Annotated in this window: 23 protein-coding genes; 10 read left to right on the forward strand and 13 right to left on the reverse strand. The window is 63.4% G+C overall.

Annotation, left to right across the window (positions count from 1 at the left end):
* Nucleotides 1-71: 71 nt before the first annotated feature.
* The gene (locus EN850_RS24925) at nucleotides 72-1025 is read right to left on the reverse strand and encodes a ring-cleaving dioxygenase (protein ID WP_135917171.1); all 954 of its coding nucleotides are present in this window, start codon (nucleotides 1023-1025) and stop codon (nucleotides 72-74) included.
* Between the two features lie 265 nt (nucleotides 1026-1290).
* On the opposite strand from EN850_RS24925, the gene EN850_RS24930 reads away from it, so the two are divergent.
* From EN850_RS24930 to EN850_RS24945, 4 genes are all read left to right on the forward strand, one after another.
* A complete protein-coding gene (locus tag EN850_RS24930; RefSeq protein ID WP_136092485.1) occupies nucleotides 1291-1458 on the forward strand; it encodes a hypothetical protein in 168 nt (55 codons plus the stop codon).
* A gap of 81 nt (nucleotides 1459-1539) precedes the next feature.
* Nucleotides 1540-2130, forward strand: a complete 591-nt coding sequence (locus EN850_RS24935) for a DJ-1/PfpI family protein (protein ID WP_136092486.1) — start codon at nucleotides 1540-1542, stop codon at nucleotides 2128-2130.
* A gap of 65 nt (nucleotides 2131-2195) precedes the next feature.
* Nucleotides 2196-2603 carry a hypothetical protein gene (locus tag EN850_RS24940; protein WP_136092487.1) on the forward strand — a complete coding sequence of 136 codons (408 nt, stop codon included), beginning with the start codon at nucleotides 2196-2198 and terminating at the stop codon, nucleotides 2601-2603.
* A gap of 72 nt (nucleotides 2604-2675) precedes the next feature.
* Nucleotides 2676-3395, forward strand: coding sequence for a YafY family protein (locus EN850_RS24945; protein WP_013529238.1), 720 nt, complete (start codon nucleotides 2676-2678; stop codon nucleotides 3393-3395).
* 64 nt (nucleotides 3396-3459) lie between these two features.
* On the opposite strand, the gene EN850_RS24950 is transcribed toward EN850_RS24945, so the two are convergent.
* The 4 genes from EN850_RS24950 to EN850_RS24965 form a co-directional block, all read right to left on the reverse strand.
* Nucleotides 3460-4155, reverse strand: coding sequence for a DUF1013 domain-containing protein (locus EN850_RS24950; protein ID WP_015315358.1), 696 nt, complete (start codon nucleotides 4153-4155; stop codon nucleotides 3460-3462).
* A 145-nt stretch (nucleotides 4156-4300) separates the two neighbouring features.
* Complete coding sequence (locus tag EN850_RS24955) at nucleotides 4301-5383, reverse strand: helix-turn-helix transcriptional regulator (RefSeq protein WP_135917168.1); 1083 nt, start codon at nucleotides 5381-5383, stop codon at nucleotides 4301-4303.
* 262 nt (nucleotides 5384-5645) lie between these two features.
* Entirely contained in the window at nucleotides 5646-5786 is a 141-nt protein-coding gene (locus EN850_RS24960) for a DUF1127 domain-containing protein (protein WP_064987068.1), read from the reverse strand.
* A 181-nt stretch (nucleotides 5787-5967) separates the two neighbouring features.
* Nucleotides 5968-6978 (reverse strand): NAD(P)H-quinone oxidoreductase, encoded by a 1011-nt coding sequence (locus tag EN850_RS24965; RefSeq protein ID WP_135917167.1) that lies wholly within the window; start codon nucleotides 6976-6978, stop codon nucleotides 5968-5970.
* Nucleotides 6979-7099: 121 nt separating this feature from the next.
* Between EN850_RS24965 and EN850_RS24970 the strand changes: the two genes are divergently transcribed.
* The 3 genes from EN850_RS24970 (at nucleotide 7100) to EN850_RS24980 (ending at nucleotide 8925) form a co-directional block, all read left to right on the forward strand.
* Nucleotides 7100-7294: a DUF1192 domain-containing protein gene (locus tag EN850_RS24970; RefSeq protein ID WP_027141877.1), complete on the forward strand. Its 195-nt coding sequence runs from the start codon at nucleotides 7100-7102 to the stop codon at nucleotides 7292-7294.
* Between the two features lie 88 nt (nucleotides 7295-7382).
* Nucleotides 7383-8630, forward strand: coding sequence for an MFS transporter (locus EN850_RS24975; RefSeq protein ID WP_135882146.1), 1248 nt, complete (start codon nucleotides 7383-7385; stop codon nucleotides 8628-8630).
* A 31-nt stretch (nucleotides 8631-8661) separates the two neighbouring features.
* Nucleotides 8662-8925, forward strand: coding sequence for a metalloregulator ArsR/SmtB family transcription factor (locus tag EN850_RS24980; protein ID WP_019861642.1), 264 nt, complete (start codon nucleotides 8662-8664; stop codon nucleotides 8923-8925).
* A 32-nt stretch (nucleotides 8926-8957) separates the two neighbouring features.
* Here the strand turns inward: EN850_RS24980 and EN850_RS24985 are convergent, their stop codons facing one another.
* The 5 genes from EN850_RS24985 to EN850_RS25005 all read right to left on the reverse strand — a co-directional run bounded on the left by EN850_RS24985 (nucleotide 8958) and on the right by EN850_RS25005 (nucleotide 11499).
* Nucleotides 8958-9368, reverse strand: a complete 411-nt coding sequence (locus EN850_RS24985) for an SRPBCC family protein (RefSeq protein ID WP_246689271.1) — start codon at nucleotides 9366-9368, stop codon at nucleotides 8958-8960.
* Between the two features lie 50 nt (nucleotides 9369-9418).
* Nucleotides 9419-9574 carry a hypothetical protein gene (locus EN850_RS36470; RefSeq protein WP_189521848.1) on the reverse strand — a complete coding sequence of 52 codons (156 nt, stop codon included), beginning with the start codon at nucleotides 9572-9574 and terminating at the stop codon, nucleotides 9419-9421.
* A gap of 13 nt (nucleotides 9575-9587) precedes the next feature.
* On the reverse strand, nucleotides 9588-9911 hold the full coding sequence (locus EN850_RS24995; RefSeq protein ID WP_127278217.1) for a metalloregulator ArsR/SmtB family transcription factor: 324 nt from the start codon (nucleotides 9909-9911) through the stop codon (nucleotides 9588-9590).
* Nucleotides 9912-9916: 5 nt separating this feature from the next.
* Nucleotides 9917-10573: a glutathione S-transferase family protein gene (locus EN850_RS25000; RefSeq protein WP_136092489.1), complete on the reverse strand. Its 657-nt coding sequence runs from the start codon at nucleotides 10571-10573 to the stop codon at nucleotides 9917-9919.
* Between the two features lie 89 nt (nucleotides 10574-10662).
* A complete protein-coding gene (locus tag EN850_RS25005) occupies nucleotides 10663-11499 on the reverse strand; it encodes an alpha/beta hydrolase (protein ID WP_136092490.1) in 837 nt (278 codons plus the stop codon).
* A 94-nt stretch (nucleotides 11500-11593) separates the two neighbouring features.
* Here EN850_RS25005 and EN850_RS25010 point away from each other — a divergent pair, with 94 nt between their 5' ends.
* From EN850_RS25010 to EN850_RS25020, 3 genes are all read left to right on the forward strand, one after another.
* Nucleotides 11594-12115, forward strand: a complete 522-nt coding sequence (locus EN850_RS25010; RefSeq protein ID WP_027141872.1) for a helix-turn-helix domain-containing protein — start codon at nucleotides 11594-11596, stop codon at nucleotides 12113-12115.
* A gap of 76 nt (nucleotides 12116-12191) precedes the next feature.
* Nucleotides 12192-12425 (forward strand): hypothetical protein, encoded by a 234-nt coding sequence (locus EN850_RS25015; protein ID WP_135863133.1) that lies wholly within the window; start codon nucleotides 12192-12194, stop codon nucleotides 12423-12425.
* Between the two features lie 161 nt (nucleotides 12426-12586).
* A complete protein-coding gene (locus EN850_RS25020) occupies nucleotides 12587-13018 on the forward strand; it encodes a heme-binding protein (protein WP_136092491.1) in 432 nt (143 codons plus the stop codon).
* Between the two features lie 3 nt (nucleotides 13019-13021).
* Here EN850_RS25020 and EN850_RS25025 read toward each other — a convergent pair whose 3' ends face one another.
* The 3 genes from EN850_RS25025 to EN850_RS25035 form a co-directional block, all read right to left on the reverse strand.
* On the reverse strand, nucleotides 13022-13423 hold the full coding sequence (locus EN850_RS25025) for a hypothetical protein (protein ID WP_127278211.1): 402 nt from the start codon (nucleotides 13421-13423) through the stop codon (nucleotides 13022-13024).
* A gap of 249 nt (nucleotides 13424-13672) precedes the next feature.
* Nucleotides 13673-13855: a 50S ribosomal protein L32 gene (gene rpmF, locus EN850_RS25030; protein WP_008834724.1), complete on the reverse strand. Its 183-nt coding sequence runs from the start codon at nucleotides 13853-13855 to the stop codon at nucleotides 13673-13675.
* Between the two features lie 141 nt (nucleotides 13856-13996).
* On the reverse strand, nucleotides 13997-14758 hold the full coding sequence (locus EN850_RS25035) for a transglycosylase domain-containing protein (protein WP_136092492.1): 762 nt from the start codon (nucleotides 14756-14758) through the stop codon (nucleotides 13997-13999).
* Between the last annotated feature and the right edge of the window lie 121 nt (nucleotides 14759-14879).

A 14879-nucleotide genomic window follows, 5' to 3' on the forward strand; every position in this document is an offset into this window, starting at 1 on the left:
CGGTCTCCGGGAAAGAAAGACGACGCGATCCAGAACCGGAACGCGGCGCCCGCACCTAACCGCGCAACGATCTACTTCAGCGGCTTGAGGCCAGCCTCGATCGAAGCGCGTTTTGCCTCCAGGAACGGCGGCAGGGCAAGGCTTTCGCCGAGCGTTTCCAGCGGCTCGTCGGCGGTGAACCCCGGCCCGTCGGTGGCGATCTCGAACAGGATGCCGTTCGGCTCACGGAAATAGAGCGAGCGGAAGTAGTAACGCTCGACCTCGCCGCTCGACGGCAGCCGGAATTCGGCAAGGCGCGCCGTCCAATGATGCAACGTCTCCTGGTCCGGCGCCCTGAAGGCGACGTGGTGAACCGCACCGGCGCCTTGCCTTGCGGGCGCCAGCCCGGGCTGCACGGCGACATGAAGCTCCGCCGCCGGCCCGCCCGCGCCCATTTCGAAGACGTGGACCTGGCCCTCGCCGTCCGGCGAGGCATAGTCGCGTACCTTGCGCATGTTCATCACCCTGGTCAGCACCGCCTCGGTGTTGGTGATATCGGGAACACTGATGACGATTGGCCCGAGCCCGCGGATCTGATGTTCGGCCGGCACCGGGCTTTGCGCCCAGGGATGGCTGCCGCCCTTTCCGTCATCGCTGACGAGCCGCAGGCGCTGGCCTTCGGGGTCCTCGAAATCCAGCGACTTGTAGCCGCCGATATCGACAATCTCTCCTGTCACGATGCCTTCGCTGGCAAGGTGCTGCTTCCACCAGGCAAGGCTCTCCTGGCTGCCGACCCTGAGGCTGGTTCGCGCGATGCTGTGCGTGCCACGCCGTTCGCGGCCGACCGGCCAGTCGAAGAAGGTCAGGTCCGTACCCGGTGTTGCCTCGCCGTCGGCATAAAAGAGATGGTAGGCCGAGGTATCGTCCTGGTTCACCGTTTTCTTGACGAGCCGCAGGCCCAGCACCTTCGTGTAAAAGTGCAGATTGCCGGGCGCATTGGCGGTGATGGCGGTCAGATGGTGAATTCCTGTCAGTTGCATGCTCATGGTCGTCTCCCTGTTTTTTGGGGAAGAATTTTCTCCTTTCATATCAGAACTCCGGTCACCCCGCTTAAGGCCGCCTGTCCCGACAGTTTGTCGACAGGCGATGAACAATACGGCCAGATTGGCCTGACCTTGGTGAACGACCCGCACCCGCAGGACCTGTCATGGCGAGAACGGAACTGTCGCGATACGACCTGCCATCCTCCTGACAGACTGCTGTCAGGAGGGGTATGCGATACTGCCTCCAGTTAGAGAGAGGAGATTGGTCATGAACGGTTTTACCATTCTGCGTGGCATGCAGCACTATGTCGGCAAGATCCGCACTATGCGCACCGAGATCCGCACGCAGCGGTTCATGAACGCGCTGCCCGCCGACATTCGCAAGGATATCGGCTGGCCCGACATGTATGCCGAGCGTCGCCATCACGGCAATTGAGCAGAATTTTCAAGCCAGCGGTTGGAGGCTGACACGTCAGCACCCAGATATCAGGTCCGGCGCGAGGGATGGAGCGAGCTCATGCCCGAGAACAAGACAATCGGCTTCCTTTTCATCGAGGGCTTTGCCGACTGGGAATATGGGTTGCTGGCGGCCTCGGCGGTCGAGTGGTTCGGCGCTCGCGCCGTGTCGCTGACGCCGGGAGGCAAGCCGGTGACCGGAATCAGCGGTTTTCGCCTGACACCGGACCGTTCGGCGGACGCCGATGACAATATCGATCTCGATGCCGTGGCCGTCATCGGTTCCGACCAGTGGGCGGGCAAGGCGCCGCCGGATGCTTCCGAACTGCTGACGGCCGTCGCGGCGCGCGGCGGTGTCGTTGGCGGCATTTGTGCCGGGACGCTGGCGCTGGCCCGAGCCGGCATGTTCGAGAAGGCCAGGCATACCAGCAATGGCCGAGACTGGATCAACCGCCACGAAGCCGGCTATGCCGGCGATGGCAATTATCAGGACGTGCCGCATGCCGTGGCCGACGGCAGGATCGTTTCCGCGCCGGGCTCTGCGCCCGGCACCTTCGCCCTTGCCTTTCTACAAACGCTCTATCCCGAAAAAGGCAGCGATCTCGCGCAGATGCGGACGCTGTTCGCCAAAGAGTATGGTGAAGCCTCCTGACAGTATGCTGTCAGGAGGCGCGTGCGATGGTGACTGATGCGCATGGCCGGCCGAGAGGACGATCGATGAAAAGCTGGAACGACAGGCTGAACACGCCTGGCATCAACGGCGTGAAACCAACGCCGCGCACGATGGGAGACGTCGTCGAGGGCCAGCCCATGCTGGTGCCAACCGCGCGCCAGGTCGATGATTTCATCCGCTCGATTGCTGAAGGTGTCGAGATGGACGTTCGCGCGTTGCGCACCGCGCTCGCCATCGAGCACGGCGCCGAAGTGACATGCCCGGTCACCATAGGCTATCATCTGCGCACGGTCGCCGAGGCGGCCTCGGAGGACCTTGAACGCGGCATGACGCTCTGCGACATCGCTCCCTTCTGGCGCGTGCTTGATGCGAAGACGCCGACAACGAGGAAACTGTCCTTCGGCGCGGAATTCGTTGCCGCGCAGCGTAAGCGCGAAGGGCTGAAACCGTAATGCATGTCACGTGGAAGTGGATCCGGTCCGGGAGCCACGGCATGCATGGGAAAGACACTGGGGAAGCAAACGATGCGCCGCGCCGACAGGCTCTTTCAGATCGTGCAGCATCTGCGTGGTGGCCGCCTGGTCACCGCCCAGAAGCTCGGCACATGGCTCGAGGTTTCCGAGCGAACCATCTATCGCGACATAGCCGACCTGCAGTCGACCGGGGTGCCGATCGACGGCGAGGCTGGCGTTGGCTACATGATGAGGGAGGGTTTCGACCTTCCGCCGCTGATGTTCACGCGTGACGAGATCGTGGCGCTGGTTGCCGGCGCCCGCATGGTGCGCGCCTTTGGCGGCGCTGCCATGGCGCGCGCCGCCGACGAGGCGCTGGTCAAGATCGGTGCCGTACTGCCCGATGCCGAAAAGGATCGCATCGCCCGCACCGAGATCCACACGCCGATGTGGGTGGTCAGCGACGCCGCCCGCGAGGCGATCGACCTGATCGAGCGCGCGGTCGAAAAACGCCAGGTGCTGACCATCGACTACTCGGACGAAGCCGGTCGCGGTACCGCGCGCGATATCAGGCCGCTCGGCCTATGGTTCTGGGGCAAGGTTTGGACGCTGGTCGCCTGGTGCGAGATGCGTGATGATTTTCGCGCTTTCCGCATCGACCGCATCGCCTCGGTGGTCATCGCCGGCCGCATCTTCAAGCCGGAACGCGGCAAGCAGCTCGCCGATTTCTACCGGGCGGTGGAGCGCAGCGAGGACTACGGCATGGCGCCCGACCGCGCGGCGCGAAGCTGAGATTTGCCCGACCGCACAAAAAAGCCCGCTCGAAGCGGGCTTTTTTGTCGAATTGGCGAAAAGCCTATTCTTCGTCGTCCGTATCGGTGTCCTTCGACTTCAGCGCTGACAGCTTGGCGAAGACGGCGTTGGCGTCGAGCTCGGCGTCCTCGTCCTTCGGCTTCTCCGGCGCCGGCACCAGCCGCTCGGTCAATGCCGCCGGCAGCAGCGTATCGCCGACCGGCTGCGCCTGTTCGCGGCCACGCGAGGCGCGGTTGACCTCCATGTCGAGGTCGATCTGCGAGGCGAGACCCAGCGTCACCGGGTCCATCGGCTGCAGATTGGCCGAGTTCCAGTGCTTGCGTTCGCGGATCTGCTCGATCGTCGACTTGGTGGTGCCGACAAGGCGCGAAATCTGCGCGTCCTTGAGTTCGGGATGGTTGCGCACCAGCCACAGAATGGCGTTCGGCCGATCCTGGCGCTTCGACAGCGGCGTGTAGCGCGGACCCTTGCGCTTGGATTCCGGCACCCGCACCTTGGGGTCGGAAAGCTTGAGGCGCTGGTTCGGGTCTTTCTCGGCGCGCGCGATCTCGTCGCGGGTCAGCTGGCCGGTCATGATCGGATCCATGCCCTTGATGCCTTGCGCCGATTCGCCGTCGGCGATCGCCTTGACCTCGAGCGGATGCAGCCCGCAGAACTGCGCGATCTGCTCGAAGGAAAGCGCGGTGTTGTCGACCAGCCAGACGGCGGTCGCCTTGGGCATCAGCAGCGTATTGGCCATTGCAAAAATCCTTCTCGTTCGCCCGCGTTCCCGCGCGGGCGGTGGTTTAGAGCCACCAAAATGGGAAATTCGGGGCCTGTATAACCGTTCCCTGGCCGCTTCGCAATGTTTTTGGAAAAGCCCGCCGAAAACCGCGAACCGGCGGTTACCGGAACGGCTCCGTGCCCTTGAGCAGCGCGACAAGCTGGCTCTGTTGGCGCGTTCCGGTCTTGGCGAATATCCGTTCGAGATAGGTTCGCCCGGTCTTAACGGTGATGTTGGCGCTCGCCGCCGCCTCCGTCAGGGTTCGCCCTTGCGAAAGTGCCGAGGCCAGGCGCGCCTCGGCCGGCGTCAGGTCGAACAGTCCGGCAAGCAGTGTTGGCGATGGCACCATGGAACTGGCGTTCACCGCCGTCGCCGCGACCAGGATGTCGGCGCCCGAGAATATCTCGTGGGCGGAGCGGCGCAGCGGCAGGACATGAAGGATCAGTGGCGACCTGTCGGCGGCGGCCGGAACAGGGATGGACCGGACCGAGGGTTCGGCGTCCCCCCGCGCAGCGACGACGGCCTGCTGAAACAGGCGATTGGCATCCGCATCGACGATTGCCATGCCGCCAAAGGCGACCGGCAGGAAGATAGAGCCCATGCTCTCGAACAGCTGATTGGCGGCGAGCACATGCCCCCTCGATGAGAGAATGGCCGCCGGCAGCCCCATGGCCGTCATGGCGGCAACGGTTCCCTTGGCCCGCTCCAGGCCAAGCCGTCCGGCGATCAGGCTGGCGCGCGCCATGGCCGGCCGCAAACCGTCGAGAATGTCGAAGCTCCCGGCGTCGTAGCGGCCCTCGCCAAGCCTTCGCTGGAAGACGAAGATGGCCAGTTCGCCGCTCGGCATCGGGATGGCGGTACAGGTATGCGCGCCAATCCCGAGCGCGCGCAGGCGGACCCGGATGGGATCGTTCTCGATTTCCTCGGCTGTCAGGAAACTCTCGACATCGACGAAACTCGCCGGCTGCACCGCGCACATGCGTGAGACCGCCGTGGAGAACTGCAGCGTATCGCCCAGAAGGAATTCGCTCAGCAAGTCCTGCAGCAACGGCACCGTCCTTCCGCGCACCGGCTGCTCGTCGGCAAACAGGAACACGGCGCCGCCCACCGAGTCCGAGGCGCTATTTATGCCTTCCAGTACCTCCGGCCATAGGTCCGGAACGAAAGCAGCCTCGTAGATCTTGTCGGTAAGATCATCCAACATGAGCGTGGAAGCCTTCGTCGATGCCTGCCCTGCCAGCCACGCGCTCACGCGGCAACCGGTCCCCATTCGTCAAGATGCCATGCTGAAAACAGAGGTCAAGCCGCCTGGTGCTTGACACGGGTGACGGTGGCTCACGCCGACTGGCCCCCCAAAAGACAAAACCCGCCGGACAGGGTCCAGCGGGTTCGGAACCGGCGACGAACAAGGCGTCTGCGTCGGCTCTGCATTGCGACCCTGCCTTGCGGCGGGGTCGCGCTTGCAATCAGATCGCCTGACGGGCGATCCTTTCGATGTCGGCGCGGTTGATGCCGAGGTCGCTGAGCTGACGTGCGTTGAGGCGGTTCAATTCGCGAACGGTCTCGTTGTACATGCGCCAGTTACGGAAAGCGCGGATCGGGTTCATGGTAGTCCTCCTGAATTGGGTTCGTTTCGATGATGCTCAAATAGTGATCATCGATGAGGACTTGAACGGCTGATTTTGCATAGCAATGATGCAAATGCTGCATTGCACCATTAAGCTTCTGTTCATCTTGCAGGCAGGGCGCGCACCGGGGGACGGTGTCGAGATTTTAGGTGATACGGGCCTAGCCGACGTCGAGCACGATCTTGCCGATATGATCCCCCTCCTCCATTCGCTCATGCGCGCGCCAGGCATCGGTGAGCGGGTAGATCATGTCCATGACCGGCGCCACCTTTCGCGTGCCCAGCAGCGGCCACACCTGCGCCTCCAACGCGGCCGCGATCGCTGCCTTGAATTCCACGGTGCGCGGCCTCAGCGTCGAACCCGTATGGGTCAGCCGCTTGACCATGATCTTGGAAAAGTCGGCGCTCGCCACGGCACCTGCCTGGACGGCGATCTGCACGACGCGGCCTTCGATCGCGGCGGCCTCGTAGTTGCGCTGGACATAGTCGCCGCCGACCATGTCGAGGATGACGTTGGCGCCCCGGCCTTCGGTCGCCTCCTTGACCGCGGCGACGAAATCCTGCTCGTGGTAATTGATCGCGCGGTCGGCGCCGATTTTCAGGCAGGCGTCGCATTTCTCTTTGCTGCCAGCAGTGGTGATGACATAGGCGCCGAAGGCCGAGGCGAGCTGGATCGCCGTGGTGCCGATGCCGGACGAGCCGCCATGCACCAGCAGCGTCTCACCCTTCTTCAGGCCGCCGCGCTCGAAGACATTGTGCCAGACGGTGAAGTAGTTCTCCGGCACCGCCGCCGCTTCGGTATGGGTGAAGCCCGCCGGCAGCGGCAAAACGCTGCCTGCGTGAACCCTTACATATTCGGCGTAGGCGCCGCCGGGCGTGAGCGCGCAGACCCGGTCGCCGATGCGCCAGCGCGATATCTCGTCGCCAAGCGCCGCCACCTCGCCCGACGCTTCGAGGCCGGGCAGGTCCGATGCGCCGGGGGGTGGCGGATAGGCGCCCTTGCGTTGCTGGACGTCGGGCCGGTTGACGCCGGCGGCATGCACCTTGATCAGGATTTCTCCGGGGCCGGGCAGCGGCACGTCGCGCGTTTCCGGCTTCAGCACCCGGGGCCCGCCCGGTTCCGAAATCGCGATCGCCGTCATCCGTGCCGGAATTTTCTGTCCGCTCGCCATGAAGTTTCCCGTCTTTCCTAGCCGGCTTTTACCGGCTGTTTGCATCGATGCCCCTGCCCTATGTATGCTGATTGCCAAATCAGGCAAATGGCCAATCTGGTCTGGCGTAGGAGGAGCGACGATGGCGATCTTCGACGACGAACCCAAGAAGAAGGCACGCCCGCACGAGATCGGGCAAGACCTGTCGCTGCTTTCCGTCGGTGAACTGTCCGAGCGCATCGGCATCCTGCGCGACGAGATCGCCCGGCTGGAGGCCGAACTCAAGACCAAGGACAACACCAAGTCGGCGGCCGAGGCGCTGTTCCGCCGCGGATAATTCGCTGAGGTAACCGTTCGCCGCCGAAAAGCCCGAATGCGACTGTCTTCAAACCTGCGCCCCTCCCAGCCCTCAGCCGGATCAAAAAATGCTCGCAGCCTACAGACCGATCCTTTCCCTGCTCCGCGGCACCGCCTTCCTTCTGGCGGCATCGGGACTGCACGGGCTGCTGTTGCCCCTGCGCGGCCAGTTGGAAGGGTTCTCGACCGCTTCGCTCGGCCTGATGGGCACGGCCTGGGCCGGCGGCTTCGTCACCGGCTGTTTCTTTGCGCCGCGCATCGTGCGCCGTGCCGGGCATGTGCGCGCCTTCGGCGCCTTTGCCGCGTCCGGCGCCATCGTGGCGCTGCTGACGGGCCTGGTCATCGACGAATATGTCTGGATCCTGCTGCGTGCCTTCACCGGTTTCACCATGGCCGGCGCCTTCATGGTCATCGAGAGCTGGCTGAACGAGAAGGCGACCAACGAGAACCGTGGCACCGTCTTCGGCCTCTATATGATGGTCACCTATGCCTCGATCATGGGCGGACAGATGATCGTCGCCGGCGGCGACGTGAAATCGGCGTCGCTGTTCATGATCACCGGCATCCTGTTCTGCTTGTCGCTTCTGCCGACAGCGGTTTCGAGCGCTTCCCTCCCGAAGCCGCTGCAGGACGTCAAGCTCGACGTCAGGGGGCTCTACGCCAACTCGCCGGTGTCGGCGATCGCCTGCCTCTTGATCGGCATCGCCAACGGCGCCTGGGGCACGCTCGGCGCGGTCTACGGTGCCCGCATCGGCATCTCCACCGCCGAGATCGCCTTGATGATGAGCCTGGTGGTCGTCGCCGGTGCCGCCATGCAGCTTCCGGCCGGGCGTCTCTCCGACAAGACCGACCGCCGTTTCGTGCTGGCCGGTGCTGCCTTCGGCGCGGCGCTGTTTGCGCTTCTCATCTTCCTGTTCGAGCCGCGCTCAGCAGTCTTCGTCCTCGTCTTCACCGCCGCCTACGGCGCTTTCGCCTACACGCTCTATTCGATTGCCGTGGCGCATGCCAACGACCACGCCCGCTCCGAGGATTTCGTCAAGGTATCGGGTGGCCTGCTGCTGCTTTACGGCTTCGGCACCATGATCGGGCCGTTGCTGGCCGCCGCCCTGATGGGCTGGATGCGCCCGGAGGGCCTGTTCCTGGCGACCGCATTGGCGCATCTGTCCCTGGCGGGTTACACGCTGCTGCGCATCAGCCGCCGCGCTCCGGTGCCGATCGAGGATCGCGACGCCTTCAAGACGCAGCCGGCCGACCGTTCGGTGACCCCCGAAGCATTGCGGCTCGATCCGAGAAGAAAAGCAGAAGCAAACAGTTGAGATTTGAAAAACTTTGCCTCACAAATGAGGCATGATGTTTTCCGACGCCTTCATGGCGATCGCCGACCCCAATCGGCGCCATCTTCTGGAAGAACTTCGACGCGGTCCGAAGACCGTCAACGAATTGGCGTCCGGACTGCCAGTCTCCCGCCCGGCCGTATCACAGCATCTGAAAGTGTTGCTCGACGCCGGGCTGGTCAACGCCAAGGCTGAAGGCACGCGGCGTGTCTATACGGTGAGCAATGCCGGCTTCCTGAGACTCAACATCTGGCTCGATCAATTTTGGGAAGCCTGATCGTTTCTGCCTCCGGCACTTGAGCAACCCGGTCAGCATTGCGAATTCACGAAGGCGCCGAGCGCGTCGAGCAGTTCGCTCGTTCCATGCTCGCGCGTGGCTGAGGTGTCGTGGCCGTCGAAGAAGGCGCCCTGCTCCGTCATCACAAGCCGCGTGCCGCCGCTTTCCGCTACAAACTCGATCGTCGCCAGCGACACCGACACGCGGGTTTCGCCGAACAGCAGCTCATAGCTGTAAACGATGCGCTCGTCCGGCACGATGTCCTGATAGGCCGCGTTGAAGAAATGCATTTGCCCGTCGCTCGGGCAGCCGGCATTGACCTCCTTGTCGCCGACGCGGAAGTCCATTTCGTGCCGGGTGGGCACTGGGTCATGGGGATCGACGAACCAGCGCCGCTTGGCATCCGGGCTGCTGAATGCGGAGAAAACTTTCGCCGGTGCCACCGGATAGCTCCGCTCGACGACAAAGGTGGAATGGACAACGGATCGCTCAGTCATGAAACCTTCCTTGGTGGATTGAATTGCCCGGAACGTGACCCCGAAAACCGGAGGCCGGTCTTCGGGAGCATGCTTGAACCCATCACGGCGCGGTCTCCGGCCTGAAAGGCGGCGAAATAGCCGCGCACCAGTTCGGATTTGGTCTTCGACATGACATTTTCCTCTCTAGCTTTCGGCCAGGAAATCGCCGAGCCGATCCAGCCGGCGCTCCCACGAGAGGCGCCGCTCATTGATCCAGTGCTCGGCCGCTCGCAACGCCCTTGGATCGATCTGGCAAGTGCGCACCCGCCCGACCTTCTGCGTGCGCACGAGGCCGCTCGCTTCCAGCAGATTGAGGTGCTGGACGACCGCCGACAGCGACATCGCCAACGGCTCGGCCAGCTGGCTCACCGAGGCGGGGCCGCGTGACAGCCGGTCGACCATCTGCCGCCGCGCCGGATCGGCGAGCGCCTGGAACATCAGGTCGAGTTGGGCGGGATCGTGCAGCATCGCGATCAGCCGTTGTTGTAGGGGAAGAACTTGAAGTAGGGCTGCGCCTCCTCGATCACCCTGATGAAGGCGGCGCGTTGCAGCAAGCGGTCGTGATAGCGCTTCACGGCGGGATATTTGTCGCCGAACGGCTCGACCTTGTTGGCGTAGAAGAGCGCCGGAGACGCCGCGCAATCGGCCATGGTGAAGGCATCGCCTACAGCCCATTCCCTGGACTGCATTTCCTGTTCGATGATGGCATAGGAATTGCGCAACTGGCCGCGCGCCTGTTCGACACCGAATGGATCGGTCTTGTCGAGCGGCCGCAACCTGTCGCCGACGATCTTCTGCATGGGCTCCTGCACATAGAAATCATAGAAGCGGTCGGCCTGACGGACCGCCAGCGCCAGGTCGATGTCGGCGGGAACGAGTTCGACCGGTCCCGGATAGTGCGCGGCCAGATGTTCCACGACAATGGTCGATTCCAGCACAGTGCGGTCTCGCGCGTCGTCGCGCAGCGCCGGCATCTTGCCGGTCGGCGAAATCTTCAGGAAGGCCGCGCGTGATTGCTCGTCGCCGAGATCGACAATGACCGGCGCAAAAGGCGTGGCGTTCTCGTAAAGCGCGATCAGCGGCTTCCAGCAGAAGGAAGCCAGCGGATGGAAATGCAGCGTCAGGGACATTCTTGTGCTCGTCTGTTTCTGTGGTAACACTGAAGCATTTGCTTAACTATTGCGGTGAACCTCGCTCGTCAAGGCCCACCCGCGAAGTCTCAGCTGGATCGGACGTGCGCGACGATGGCGGCCTCTATGTCAGGCCAGTCATCCGGATGCAGTTCGTGACCGCCGCCTTCGATGCGAAGCAGTTTCGCGCCGGCAACAGCTTGGGCCAGGGCCTCGCCATGCTCGACCGGAAAGATCGGATCCGACGTGCCGTGGATGACCAGAAGCGGCGCCGCTATTTCGGGCAGGCGGCCCTTCCACTGGTTACCGCCCTTGAGCATGAAATGATTGGTGGCGCTCAGGAAGCCGCCGGACCTGCTGTAATCCCGTTCGATGAACGCTCTCATCCCCGCCTCGTCGAACGGATGGGCGGTGCTGGCGATCGCCCGCGCATCCCTGACCATGAAGTCGATGACCTGGCGGCGATCCGTCCAGTCGACTTTGGCTCCATCGGCCGAATGCTCCAGATAGGCGTCGGTCGTTTTCGGCAGATGCGAAGTGTCGGTCCCCACGGGCGAACTGCTGATCACGGTCAGCGAAGCGACGCGCAAGGGGTGCCTGAGCGCCACGAACTGGGCAATCATGCCGCCCATCGACATTCCCGCGACATGCGCCTTGCCGATGCCGCGGCTGTCGAGAGCGGCAATCGCGTCGTCGGCCATGTCGTCGAAAGTGTAGGGCGGCTGTCCCACCGGGTATTTGGTCGACCGGCCGGTGTCGCGATTGTCGTAGCGGATCACGTAGAGGCCGGCATCCGCGAGTTTCCGGCAAAACGCCTCGGGCCACCAAAGCATCGAGGCCATAGCGCCCATGATCAACAGCAGCGCGGGGTCCGCCGGATCGCCAAAGGTTTCGGATATGATCTCGGGACAGTCCTTGGTTGTCATTTGCTGGCCTCCCAACCTGCTTGCATTTTGCAATCGGTTGCACGATAATAAAACCGATACGATAATGCAACTGGTTTTGCGTGGAGAACATCGAATGACCCTCGATCGCCGGTCAGGCTGCCCGATCAACCTCTCGCTCGAGGTGTTCGGCGACCGCTGGAGCCTGATCATCCTGCGCGACATGATTTTTGGCGGCAGGCGGCATTTTCGTGAGTTGCTCAACGGGTCGATGGAAGGCATTGCTTCCAACATCCTCGCCGACCGGCTGAAGCGGCTGATGGAACTCGGCATGCTGACCAAGGCGGACGACCCCAGTCACAAGCAGAAGGCGATCTACAGCCTGACCGAGATGGCCATCACACTGGTGCCCATCCTTGCCCATCTCGGCGCCTGGGGCCGCGTCTGGCTGCCGACCAGCGAGGAGCTTTCGATCCGCGCCGAACTCCTTGAAAAGGGCGGGCCGCCAATGTGGGAGAAATTCATGGCCGAGTTGCGCCATGAGCATCTCGGCACCCCTCTCGATACAGCGCCCGGCCCCTCTGTCCGTGCAACGCTGCGGGCCGCCTATGAAGCGGTGGTTGCCGAAAAGGCCCTCAACGCCAGCCCGGCCGGCTGACCAACTATTTTCCCCGTTGAAAGGCCGGCTCTGCTACAAGGGACGAAAATCACACGTGATGGGATTGGATAGACTCTTGGTTGAGAACTCTAGGGACACTGCCCGCGCGCGTGCCGATCTGCGCTTCAAGAAGCAGGAAGAGGCGGCGACGGTCCGGCAGAAAGCCATGGCCGAGTATGTCGCCGAGAGCGATGCCCGCAAGGCCAAGACCGACAAGCTGCGGGCGCTGCGGCTCGCCAAGGAAGCCGAAGATCTGGCCAACACGCCTGCCGCACCTGCCAAGAAGCCGGCCCGCGCCAAGAAAAAGTAACGTCTCCCCCTCCGCCAATTCCTCGCCCTGAATCGAGCTGTGGTGACGCCACCGGTCAGGCGCCTTCATCCCGCTGCTTCACAGGAAGCAATTTCAACCGAAACCGGGATTGCCTCGCCCGGCTGACCGCCGATGATCGGGCTGTTCAACAGGAGATTGCCATGACCGCGCTGCGGCTCGAAAAAGCCGTCGAGATCATCGATGCCGCCTTCGCCAGGGGCACCGATCTCAAGCTCAAGCCGCTCGGCGTCTCGGTGCTCGACGCCGGCGGGCATCTCGTCGCCTTCCAGCGCCAGGACGGCGCTTCGTTCCTGCGCCCGCAAATGTCGGCCGGCAAGGCCTATGGCGCGCTGGCCATCGGCATGGGCTCGCGCAAGGTCGAGGCCTTCGCCAAGGAACGTCCGCATCTGGTTGCCGGCATTTCCGACGTGTCGGGAGGACGCGTGCTGCCGGTCGCCGGCGGCGTGCTGATCCGCGACAAGGCAGGGAGCATCATCGGTGCCGTCGGTATTTCGGGCGATACATCCGACAATGACGAGGCAGCCGCGATTGCCGGCATCGAAGCCGCCGGCTTCACCGCCGATCCGGGCTGAGCCTCAATTCAAATTGATGTCGCGGCTGGCCGACCGCATCGACACCGCGAACCCGGCCAGCACGTCGAACAGCGCGATGATCATCAGCGTGAAGAAGATGGAGTGCGCGGCACCCTTCACCAGCAGGAACTCGACCAGGAAAGCGACGAAGACCAGCATCGACAGAAGATGGTCCATGATCGAGGCCGTGGTCGTGCGCGCCGACTTCACCATTTCGAGGAACAGGAAGATCAGCCCGATCAGCACAATCAGGTCGCCGAGCGTCATCGAGAACACCCCGCCCGACATCATGCGGAACGAGAAGATCTCACTCGCCCACGGATCGTCGCCGCCGCCGAATATTCCGAGCAGGCCGAGATTGTAGAGCACGAAAGGCACGATCAAAAGCGGGACGGCACCGAACATCTGGCGTCTCCATATGGGGGCACCTTCTGTAGAATGCTCCACAGGCACGGCGTCAAGATTTTTCGTGCGCGGCCGCAAACACGGTCGAAGACCGGATGCAACAACCATGTCAGCCGATTGCCCGGCCGACATGGAAAACGAGACAGGGAAGCTCAGCGCTTGAAATAGCCGGCGCGCACGGCGTCCCAAACGCAAAAAGACCGGCCAGAGGCCGGTCTTTTGTAGCTCAAATCCAGGGAAAAGCTGGGCTCAGCTTTCCTTGGGGGTCAGCACCTGGCGACCGCGATACATGCCGGTCTTCAGGTCGATGTGGTGCGGGCGGCGCATTTCGCCGGAATTCTTGTCCTCGACATAGGTCGGGGCCTTGAGGGCGTCGGCCGAGCGGCGCATGCCGCGCTTGGACGGAGAGGTTTTGCGTTTCGGAACGGCCATGGATATGCTCCACTACATGGTCAAAAGCCCCGCCCGCCCTCGTGAAAGGGCCATGTCGGGGCCTAAATCTGAGAAAGTCGGGTGCCTATACACGCCTGACACCGTTTTGGCCAGCGCTGCGGTGAATCTTTTTTGTGCCGGCTAGTCCAGGCAGCCGACATAGGCGCCCGAGCGGCCGGCGCGCCGCTCGATCAGGTTGGCCAGCCGCCTGAGGCCCGGCCCGGGTTTTGCGGGATTGCGGGCGATCGGATTGGGCAGCGTGACGGCGAGAAGGGCCGCCTGCCGTCTGGACAATTGTTTTGCCGGAATGCCGAAATGGTGCTGCGCCGCCGCCTCGATGCCATAGATGCCCGGCCCCCATTCGGCAATGTTGAGATAGATTTCCATGATGCGCCGTTTCGACATCACCGCGTCGAAATAGACGGCCAGCGGCAGCTCGACGACCTTGCGCACCGAGCCCAGCGGCCGCGACCAGAGGAAGAGGTTCTTCACCGTCTGCATGGTGATGGTCGATGCGCCGCGCGTCGCCTCGCCGGCCAGCGCATCGTCGACGACGCCCCTGAGCTCGCCGAGATCGACGCCGCGGTGGAAACAGAACTGCCCATCTTCCGACATGATGACCGAATGGGCGAGCACGGGCGCCACGTCATCGATGGACACCCAGCGCCGGTCGTAGCCGGAGAAGGTCGCCAGGTCCTTCAGCATCAGCGTCGACACCGGATGCACGAAGGACGGCAGGTAGAAAAAGGTCAGCACCACCGGGACAAGCGCCAGCACCGCGGCCACGACGATGCCGCGCCGGACCCAGCGCCTGAGATTGCGGCGGTTCACGCCTCGCGATCTCGTCGCCATGTCCAGCTTTTCGGTCTCATGATCGACGATCGGTTCCGCCAAGCCGCCCAACCCGTGCCACGAAGCTCGTCTCGAAACGCGCTCCCGAGGGTCATAAGACGGTGTTTTCGAGCACCGGAGCGGAGCGTACATTCGAGTACGTGAGCACCGGAAGCGCGGAAAATGCCTTCAG

This window comes from Mesorhizobium sp. M8A.F.Ca.ET.207.01.1.1 (assembly GCF_004794715.1).
In the GTDB taxonomy this organism is placed as follows: Bacteria; Pseudomonadota; Alphaproteobacteria; order Rhizobiales; family Rhizobiaceae; genus Mesorhizobium.

What these genes read in the sequence shown, in the direction of transcription:
- EN850_RS24925 (WP_135917171.1), bottom strand. Translation starts at nt 1,025, where the DNA reads ATGAGCATGCAACTGACAGGAATTCACCATCTGACCGCCATCACCGCC.
- EN850_RS24930 (WP_136092485.1), top strand. Translation starts at nt 1,291, where the DNA reads ATGAACGGTTTTACCATTCTGCGTGGCATGCAGCACTATGTCGGCAAG.
- EN850_RS24935 (WP_136092486.1), top strand. Translation starts at nt 1,540, where the DNA reads ATGCCCGAGAACAAGACAATCGGCTTCCTTTTCATCGAGGGCTTTGCC.
- EN850_RS24940 (WP_136092487.1), top strand. Translation starts at nt 2,196, where the DNA reads ATGAAAAGCTGGAACGACAGGCTGAACACGCCTGGCATCAACGGCGTG.
- EN850_RS24945 (WP_013529238.1), top strand. Translation starts at nt 2,676, where the DNA reads ATGCGCCGCGCCGACAGGCTCTTTCAGATCGTGCAGCATCTGCGTGGT.
- EN850_RS24950 (WP_015315358.1), bottom strand. Translation starts at nt 4,155, where the DNA reads ATGGCCAATACGCTGCTGATGCCCAAGGCGACCGCCGTCTGGCTGGTC.
- EN850_RS24955 (WP_135917168.1), bottom strand. Translation starts at nt 5,383, where the DNA reads ATGTTGGATGATCTTACCGACAAGATCTACGAGGCTGCTTTCGTTCCG.
- EN850_RS24960 (WP_064987068.1), bottom strand. Translation starts at nt 5,786, where the DNA reads ATGAACCCGATCCGCGCTTTCCGTAACTGGCGCATGTACAACGAGACC.
- EN850_RS24965 (WP_135917167.1), bottom strand. Translation starts at nt 6,978, where the DNA reads ATGGCGAGCGGACAGAAAATTCCGGCACGGATGACGGCGATCGCGATT.
- EN850_RS24970 (WP_027141877.1), top strand. Translation starts at nt 7,100, where the DNA reads ATGGCGATCTTCGACGACGAACCCAAGAAGAAGGCACGCCCGCACGAG.
- EN850_RS24975 (WP_135882146.1), top strand. Translation starts at nt 7,383, where the DNA reads ATGCTCGCAGCCTACAGACCGATCCTTTCCCTGCTCCGCGGCACCGCC.
- EN850_RS24980 (WP_019861642.1), top strand. Translation starts at nt 8,662, where the DNA reads ATGATGTTTTCCGACGCCTTCATGGCGATCGCCGACCCCAATCGGCGC.
- EN850_RS36470 (WP_189521848.1), bottom strand. Translation starts at nt 9,574, where the DNA reads ATGTCGAAGACCAAATCCGAACTGGTGCGCGGCTATTTCGCCGCCTTT.
- EN850_RS24995 (WP_127278217.1), bottom strand. Translation starts at nt 9,911, where the DNA reads ATGCTGCACGATCCCGCCCAACTCGACCTGATGTTCCAGGCGCTCGCC.
- EN850_RS25000 (WP_136092489.1), bottom strand. Translation starts at nt 10,573, where the DNA reads ATGTCCCTGACGCTGCATTTCCATCCGCTGGCTTCCTTCTGCTGGAAG.
- EN850_RS25005 (WP_136092490.1), bottom strand. Translation starts at nt 11,499, where the DNA reads ATGACAACCAAGGACTGTCCCGAGATCATATCCGAAACCTTTGGCGAT.
- EN850_RS25010 (WP_027141872.1), top strand. Translation starts at nt 11,594, where the DNA reads ATGACCCTCGATCGCCGGTCAGGCTGCCCGATCAACCTCTCGCTCGAG.
- EN850_RS25020 (WP_136092491.1), top strand. Translation starts at nt 12,587, where the DNA reads ATGACCGCGCTGCGGCTCGAAAAAGCCGTCGAGATCATCGATGCCGCC.
- EN850_RS25025 (WP_127278211.1), bottom strand. Translation starts at nt 13,423, where the DNA reads ATGTTCGGTGCCGTCCCGCTTTTGATCGTGCCTTTCGTGCTCTACAAT.
- rpmF (WP_008834724.1), bottom strand. Translation starts at nt 13,855, where the DNA reads ATGGCCGTTCCGAAACGCAAAACCTCTCCGTCCAAGCGCGGCATGCGC.